Origin of the sequence: Methylophaga sp. UBA5088 (assembly GCF_002414625.1) — a bacterium.
In the GTDB taxonomy this organism is placed as follows: Bacteria; Pseudomonadota; Gammaproteobacteria; order Nitrosococcales; family Methylophagaceae; genus Methylophaga; species Methylophaga marina.
The window spans coordinates 32,010-39,040 of the sequence record NZ_DIAC01000010.1; the positions used below are offsets into that span (position 1 = coordinate 32,010).

General features: G+C 43.3%; 13 protein-coding genes. 4 read left to right on the forward strand and 9 right to left on the reverse strand.

The genetic code is table 11. The annotated features are described in order from the left end of the window. From B4K20_RS00875 to B4K20_RS00915, 9 genes are all read right to left on the reverse strand, one after another. The coding region (locus tag B4K20_RS00875; protein ID WP_289281523.1) for a hypothetical protein at positions 1 to 215 on the reverse strand (215 nt) is incomplete at its 3' end. Next, positions 215 to 826 carry a lambda exonuclease family protein gene (locus B4K20_RS00880; protein ID WP_289281524.1) on the reverse strand — a complete coding sequence of 204 codons (612 nt, stop codon included), beginning with the start codon at positions 824 to 826 and terminating at the stop codon, positions 215 to 217. The genes B4K20_RS00880 and B4K20_RS00875, both read right to left, overlap by 1 nt. Continuing rightward, on the reverse strand, positions 823 to 1,569 hold the full coding sequence (locus B4K20_RS00885; RefSeq protein WP_289281525.1) for a hypothetical protein: 747 nt from the start codon (positions 1,567 to 1,569) through the stop codon (positions 823 to 825). Before B4K20_RS00885 ends, B4K20_RS00880 begins: the two co-directional genes overlap by 4 nt. Then, positions 1,541 to 1,774, reverse strand: a complete 234-nt coding sequence (locus tag B4K20_RS00890) for a hypothetical protein (RefSeq protein ID WP_289281526.1) — start codon at positions 1,772 to 1,774, stop codon at positions 1,541 to 1,543. The genes B4K20_RS00885 and B4K20_RS00890 overlap by 29 nt, the downstream gene beginning before the upstream one ends. Next, positions 1,771 to 2,148 (reverse strand): hypothetical protein, encoded by a 378-nt coding sequence (locus tag B4K20_RS00895; protein WP_289281527.1) that lies wholly within the window; start codon positions 2,146 to 2,148, stop codon positions 1,771 to 1,773. The genes B4K20_RS00890 and B4K20_RS00895 overlap by 4 nt, the downstream gene beginning before the upstream one ends. 34 nt (positions 2,149 to 2,182) lie before the next feature. After that, positions 2,183 to 2,602 (reverse strand): hypothetical protein, encoded by a 420-nt coding sequence (locus B4K20_RS00900; RefSeq protein ID WP_289281528.1) that lies wholly within the window; start codon positions 2,600 to 2,602, stop codon positions 2,183 to 2,185. Between the two features lie 2 nt (positions 2,603 to 2,604). Then, positions 2,605 to 2,739, reverse strand: a complete 135-nt coding sequence (locus B4K20_RS00905) for a hypothetical protein (RefSeq protein WP_289281529.1) — start codon at positions 2,737 to 2,739, stop codon at positions 2,605 to 2,607. A gap of 257 nt (positions 2,740 to 2,996) precedes the next feature. Then, positions 2,997 to 3,725 (reverse strand): hypothetical protein, encoded by a 729-nt coding sequence (locus tag B4K20_RS00910; RefSeq protein ID WP_289281530.1) that lies wholly within the window; start codon positions 3,723 to 3,725, stop codon positions 2,997 to 2,999. Positions 3,726 to 3,754: 29 nt separating this feature from the next. Then, the gene (locus B4K20_RS00915; protein ID WP_289281531.1) at positions 3,755 to 4,435 is read right to left on the reverse strand and encodes a S24 family peptidase; all 681 of its coding nucleotides are present in this window, start codon (positions 4,433 to 4,435) and stop codon (positions 3,755 to 3,757) included. Positions 4,436 to 4,528: 93 nt separating this feature from the next. On the opposite strand from B4K20_RS00915, the gene B4K20_RS00920 reads away from it, so the two are divergent. From B4K20_RS00920 to B4K20_RS00935, 4 genes are all read left to right on the forward strand, one after another. Then, entirely contained in the window at positions 4,529 to 4,747 is a 219-nt protein-coding gene (locus B4K20_RS00920; protein WP_289281532.1) for a transcriptional regulator, read from the forward strand. A 119-nt stretch (positions 4,748 to 4,866) separates the two neighbouring features. Continuing rightward, entirely contained in the window at positions 4,867 to 5,346 is a 480-nt protein-coding gene (locus B4K20_RS00925) for a LuxR C-terminal-related transcriptional regulator (RefSeq protein WP_289281533.1), read from the forward strand. A gap of 3 nt (positions 5,347 to 5,349) precedes the next feature. Continuing rightward, positions 5,350 to 6,186, forward strand: a complete 837-nt coding sequence (locus B4K20_RS00930) for a helix-turn-helix domain-containing protein (protein ID WP_289281534.1) — start codon at positions 5,350 to 5,352, stop codon at positions 6,184 to 6,186. Next, the gene (locus tag B4K20_RS00935) at positions 6,179 to 7,006 is read left to right on the forward strand and encodes an ATP-binding protein (protein ID WP_289281535.1); all 828 of its coding nucleotides are present in this window, start codon (positions 6,179 to 6,181) and stop codon (positions 7,004 to 7,006) included. The genes B4K20_RS00930 and B4K20_RS00935 overlap by 8 nt, the downstream gene beginning before the upstream one ends. Positions 7,007 to 7,031 lie beyond the last annotated feature (25 nt).

The window sequence follows — 7,031 nt, forward strand, 5'->3', positions numbered from 1 at the left end:
CACTTAATTTGCAGCTCTAACAACTTTATTTCGCCTTTGATGGTTGTTGTGTAGTAACTTCCACTATCATCCTCAGCAACACGTTCAAGCAGTCCTTCATTCTTGAATCTATAAACCATTCTTGATAAATAGGTGTTTGCATCTTCAGCTATATCAACGTGCAACCCTTCATCGCGTGATGCAAAGTAAAGTACTTTCTCTTCTGTGTATCTCATTACATGCTCCTAATCTTTTGTTCCAAGTCGTTAAGTTCGTTGTTGAAATCATCCACGGCTTTTGCTATTTCTTTTATTCTCGCTTCATCCCGATAAACTCTGACTTGCACTAAAGGCAAGTTAGGGCAGTAAGAAACGAAGTCGCACCATTCACGTTCTGCAATCCATAACTGTGTTTGTATTTGTGGCTCGTGTTCTTTTGGTACTTCCTGGCTAAACAAGACGGGCAAATGAATCGCTGGCATTTTTGATTTAATCTCCATGCAGCCATCATCATTAATCAGCGAGTCAGGGCTTGCTCCGGCCGTTTTTTCATCGTTGGTAATGAATCCAACCTCTTGAGGCTCACAGTCATTTATGAACGCATACAAGGCTCTAGCCTCTGGCTCAAGAATGTGTCCTCGCTCTGTATAGCGGTTGCCTTGAAACTCGTTTATCTGGTCAATAGCGACGCGCTCAGCGAGCAGCTTCATCATGTAGGCATAACGCGTTTTACTTGGTGCGCTGCCTCTGCCTTTTGAAAGCACGTCAGAGATAGCTGATGCCGTCACGATTCCACGTCTAGCATCTAGCCATTCTTGGCTGTTTTGCTCTACGTTATGGATAATCATGCTGCATCAGCCTTGTGTGCTTTTGCTTTGAGCATGGAAACAGCTTGATCGTATTTATCAGCTGGTAAACCTTCGATAGCGCCTATGGCGAAGAACTCGCAGAATTTACCCATATTTGCATTTGTTTCTGCTGCGAGCTTATTGATTGCTTCGACCTGTTCTTTTGTAATTAGTGAACGATCATTGCTTTCTGCACCAGTACCGGTTGATGCATTTACAGGCATGTCCTGTGCTTCTTCTGCTGTTATTAAACCGAGCAGGGCATCAGCGAACTGGTTACGCAGGGCAAAGCCTCTTGCACGCATAGCCAGCATGCGTTTAGGGTATTGTTTCCACGTGTTCTTACCCCATAATCCAGCCGTTTGAGCATCAGCTTGGCTAAAGTGCTGTGTATGCTTTGTTCCACCTTTACGCCATACAACACATTTAGCTGTCATGCTGGCCTCATCGAATGTTTCTTCAATACCACCGAAAGAAGGGTGGTTTTGGACAAGGGCCAGCATCGCGTCACCCCAGATGGCAGGGCGTCCATTAATAACAGCAATATTCTGAATTGCTTGCATAGGGTTTAAGCCAATCTCATTACCCATCATCATGGCAATCAATGTGTCTTCTGGCTTACCCTTAAATTGAGCTGGTGCAAGCTGTGAATTAGCAATCATTGTTGCCAACTGCATGGCCTGACCCATATCTCTAGGTGCAACGTTGAACCCGTTATTTTGAGTTGTCGTTAACTGATTCATCTTCATCATCCTTTTTATCTTGAGCCCCAAAAATCTCAGCAAATGCCAAAGCACTTTTAGAATTTTCACCGCCTAGTTGTTCGTTAAAATCGTCGTATTGTTTTTGATCCATAATTGCTGCACCGATTAAGAGAGTGAAGGCAAAAGCTAACCCGATATTGGTGTCAATTAATGACTGCAGGCTTTCTAGGGTTGAGGTGTTCATTGCTTGCCTCTGGCTTTTGCAATGGCTTTTTCGGCTTGCTCAACAGAGGAATCACCTACTTCGCAATAGTCACCACCTTGCATTTCACTTAAGCATCTTTCCAAAGACTCAATCAGTTCTTTCTCTAGCTCGGTTAATTGTTTTGGTTTTTCTAGTTCAGAGAGTAGGGTGTAAGCAGTATCTATTGCTTGCTTAGCAAGCTGGCTATCACTCACCCCTGAATAACCCAGGCTTTCTGCGCCAGGCCATGCAGATAAAAGAGCCGCCATATTTCTTGCTGCAAGCTCTTCGCGCTTTGTTAAGCCTGTATGTGGCTGCATCCCACTATTTTGACCACCCTCAAAAGGCATTGCTGGCATATCACCGTTATTCATAACCCCACCTCAATCACATAAAGCTCAGCAGCACTCATGACGCTTGCCTTTTAAGCATTTCAGGCAAGTCATCACCTATAAAAATGTTGACGCCTTTAACTGTCTTAAGCGTGTTTTCTTCAACGTCATAACCAAGCTCTGCAAGGTCTATAATCATGTCGAGAGCGTCATTCGCTACCTTGTCAGCACACTCTGCAATTCGAACTCTAAGTGCGGTGATATCGCTACTTCCAAGGCCAATCATTTGTATTTGGGTGTCCATTGAATTGGGGTCTTTATCCCAGAGCATTTCACTGATGTTTTTAATATCGAAGTGAGTCTTAGAGCGTGTGCCGTCATCGATAATGATTTGAGAGCCACGCAGAAGGTGATACGCAATCTCCTTGGCTGACTCTTCTCTACGCTCACGTTCAGCCCACTCATGTGGAAATGCTGTGCTTATGTAAATAGCCATGATTAACCCCCAAACAATGCGTAAAGAAACAGAATGGCAACGAAGTTAATAATGAAGATGCTGTAACCGCGCTCTAACCACTTATTAACCTTGCTTTTCACTTCGATAGTGCAACTGCCAACTTTGTGTAAGTTCATATCTCTATTCCCCGTTAATTTCAGCCCTAACCGGCATCACCTATCTGGTTTAAGCCTGTTGTCCGAAACCGTTGAGTCTCACGTTAAGCAGGGTGCATCGGCTCACACTCGTCATTGCCTGCGTTTCGGTAGCTGTTGGGAGTAGTCTATAACCAAAGTTATAATAAGTCAATAACCAAAGTTATATTAATTTTCAAAAGGCAATAAAAAACCCCGACAAAGCGGGGTTAATTGTTGCTTAATATAGTAATTATTATCTAATAGTAATGCCTGTGAATTGTTCCATTGAAATGTAATTGATACAAATAATTGCAGTCTGCATTTACGACCGAATATTTCGCTGCATTAAAACCAAGATTGTATAGGTTTATAACGTGCTTTCTGTTTATTTTCTCGTAAGACTTGATAGCCTCATTGACAGTTAAGATATTTTCACCTCTAAAGCTTCGTTTATAGTCTTCACACCCGATTGTGAATGGCCCTTCGGGATCTGTTTCCTTTCTCTTTTTCTCATCTGCAAAACGCTTTTCAGCTTTAACTCGGTTTTCACGAATCTGATTATCAATATAATCTTTTACCTCAGATACATCCACAGAGCAGTTCGCTCTATTTACCACAACGTGAACGCCATCGGTTTGTATTGAAACTTCTTTTCTAAGAGAAGGTGTAAACGTAATCGCCTTGCGTGAAGGCGCAATAATAGACTTAAGAAGAGAGTCCTTTTCCGGTGGCGGCTGTGGGCACTGAACCATGTCTCGAACAGCGTAATAGAGATCAGACTGATTGATAAAAACCGAGTCTTCACGCCATGAAGCTGTCGCTGGGTAAACCAATAGCTCTGTGCGATGCATTGCTTTGTAAGCTGCTGTAGCATCACTCACACTCATTCCTTGGCTCATGAAATAATTTATTGAATCTTTGCTTTCATGGCGTGATACGCAAGAGGCGATTAATGAAATAGATAATATTACTAATATAGAACGCATCACCTTACCTTATTATCATTGCTGTTTATTTACAAATCCTTACCTTCCCAGACCTTCAATACGCGACCAAAAATCTCGAAGTCCATATCGCTGCGAATATACCATGGCGGGAAATCCTCATTTTTTGATAAAACTCTGACGCCTTCACCAGGCACCTTCTGAAGTAGCTTTATAAATCCCTCTTCACCAACTCTAAAAAAGTACACTGCATCATAATCGAGAGACTTTATACCAACATCAACAATCAATGGATCGCCAGAATTAAACATGCCTTTCATTGATGGGCCTAGGCCAGTGACTATCCTAAGATTTCCTATCCCCGTATTTGATGGGAGATTAGATGCCCATAGTTTTGATACGCGCCAGTCGATAACTTCTCCGACTTCATCAAGTAAAGCTGCACCTTTACCCATGGCTCCCCTCACATCCGTATATTGATGGATAGTTATGTAATCACCAACCCCTGTGGTGTTCACGGTTCTAGTGGCTTGTTTCATTCCATAGCGGAGCCAATCAGGATCACATTCAAGAACTCTCGCAAGATGAGGAAGAAACCATGGGTTTTTAGTCCTTCCTGTCATTACTTTGCTAAGTGCAGGTTGGCTTACCGGGTCAAATCCGTTTTCTTTTAAGTACCTTTCCAATGCCTTGAAAACGGACTGCTTTATCAGCCCTAAATCAGACATCCTCTGTGCTATACGCTCTTTCATGGTTTCCATCTTGCTGAGCATATAACTGTAGTTATTGATTGTAAAATAACAAAAGTTATTGACTCGATATAACCAAAGTTATAAACTCGACTCATGAATAAAAATGAACGACCAATTGATCTAGCGATTCGACTGGCTGGAACGCAAACAGCACTCGCTGATATGTCTGGAGTGACACAGGCCTGTATCAGCAAATTATTCAGCGGCAAGTCAAAGCGCATGGATCCAGATACAGCAATAAAAATATCTGCTGCGCTGAACATACCTAAACACGTTCTGCGTCCGGACATTTTTGACGCGCCATCAGCATAACCCGCACCCACTACTCGTGGGTGTTTTTGTTTGCTGCTCAAATTTATAGGGCTCAGTTCTTTCATGGTTACAGGTTAACGGAAAGGGCGGGGCCAGAAAATTACCCAAATGGGGGATATATGAGACTACACGTCGAATTTATACAGAATATGTTCTCTCCCAGAGTTCAAGAAGCGGTCAAACGCCTTGCCTCTGGCGATAGTTACAAAGAAGCAGCCAGAGAGCTTGATGTAGATACCGAAACGGTCAAGTCATACGCCTCAGTTTTCCGTAAAGAGTTAAACGCCAGAAACACGCTTGAGGGTATTTCTATCCTTGTGGCTCGTGGCGTTATCAAGCTGAGCGAAATCGACAAAAAAACACTTATCACGTGTGGGTTGATCATCCTGTCAGGTTCTCATTCAGATTACCTGATGGCTAAAACAGTACGAGCGTCAAAGACGACACGAATGGAGAGAAGAAATAATGAGATCGCACAGCCTGAAAATGGCGGGGAAATGGTTCATCAATGGCATCAAAGGCTTGTTCTTTGCGGTGTGGTGTCTAATCGACTTTCTTCTGCGTCCGTTCGGGAAAGAAAAGAAGTAGAGGCTGTTTAGTTAGTGAAACATTCAATCCACATTAACCAGCGTCAAGCATTGCAGTTAGGTATTAAAAACCTAACGCAAGGCCATATTTTCGACATGCTTACAGGTGCATCGACTTGGGCAGCACCTGAAGTTGTTGATGGTGAGGTTTATTACTGGGTTTCACGACAGCGTATTAGTGAGCAATTACCACTTGCTGATCTAAAGCCAGACACAATTTATCGCAACCTTAAAAAGCTATCTGAATTAGGACTTATTGACTATATAAAAGTGGGTAAAAAGGATTGTGTTCGACTTACCCAAAAAGGCAAAACCTACTATGTCGGATCTAGATCCGGATTAGAAGAAAACACTATGTCGGATTTAGATCCGAATAATGACGAAAACTCGGATCTAAATCCGAGAAAACTCGGATCTAAATCCGAAAAACACTCGGATCTAAATCCGACATATAAGTCTATAAATAACATAAGTCCTATAAGTGATAAGGCTAAAAACAAGTCGAGCGACTCAGAAGTCGCAGCTCGACGCGTTGCCAATCACCTACACAAAAAACTCACAGAAGAAATTCCAGAAGCCAGCACGGTAAAACCTGAAAGTTGGATAACTGAAATTGAGAGAGCTATTCGCCTTGATGGGCGAACAGAAGAGCAGCTCATCAACATCATCGACTGGATTTACTCTGCTGGCACGTTTTGGATCCCAAATATCCAGTCCGGCAAAAAGCTGCGAGAGAAGTACGTGACGATGGTTGCTCAAAGCCGCAGGCCAAGCCAAGACAGAAAGCCAGCTAACGACTTCAACAACACTGATTACTCAGAAGGCACAGAAGGATTTATCACCCATGGTTGATACAACACAGCGAGAAGTTACCTGTGAAAAGCACAGAATCGCATACACGGCTAACGTGATGATGTTTGGCGGTAGGGAAATAGTTACTGACTGCCCCAAGTGTCAGAACGAATACGAAGAAAGGCAGCGAGAAAAAGAGCGGTTAGCCCGCCAAGAGCATAACCAGAAAATGATTGCTCACGAGTTCAAGCGTTCAGGTATTCCACCACGCTACACCACAAGAAGTTTTGATAATTTCAGAGCTGCAAATGATGAGCAGAAAAAAGCGTGGCGTATGGCGAAAGGTTACGCAGATACCATCACCGACAAAATGCAAAGCGGGGCAGGCCTGATTCTCGCTGGCAAGCCTGGCACTGGCAAAACTCATCTTGCTTGTGCTGTTGCTAATCAGTTTGTCACCACTGGCGGAAATGTTCTATTCATCACCGTGTCAGCAATGCTCAGACGTATTCGCGAGACATACAGAAAAGACAGCGACAAAACTGAGCAGCAAGCAATCGACGAATTGCGAAACATTGACCTGTTAATCATCGATGAGATTGGTGTCCAGAAAGGCAGCGAAAGCGAAGAACATCTGCTTTTTGAGGTGATTAACGAGCGGTACAACTACTTCAAGCCAACAATCCTGATCTCAAATCTAAACGCAAAAGATATCAAGCAATTCATCGGTGAGCGTGCCTTAGACCGTATGCGTGAGGGTGGAGGTAAGTTCATAGCCTTTGAGTGGGAATCATACCGTAGCAACGTTGCAGCAGATGAAAACCTACCTGATGCATCGAAAGCGATTTACACCGTTGATAACAAACAGCAGTACATATAGCGAGGGCTTAACCATGACAACTAAC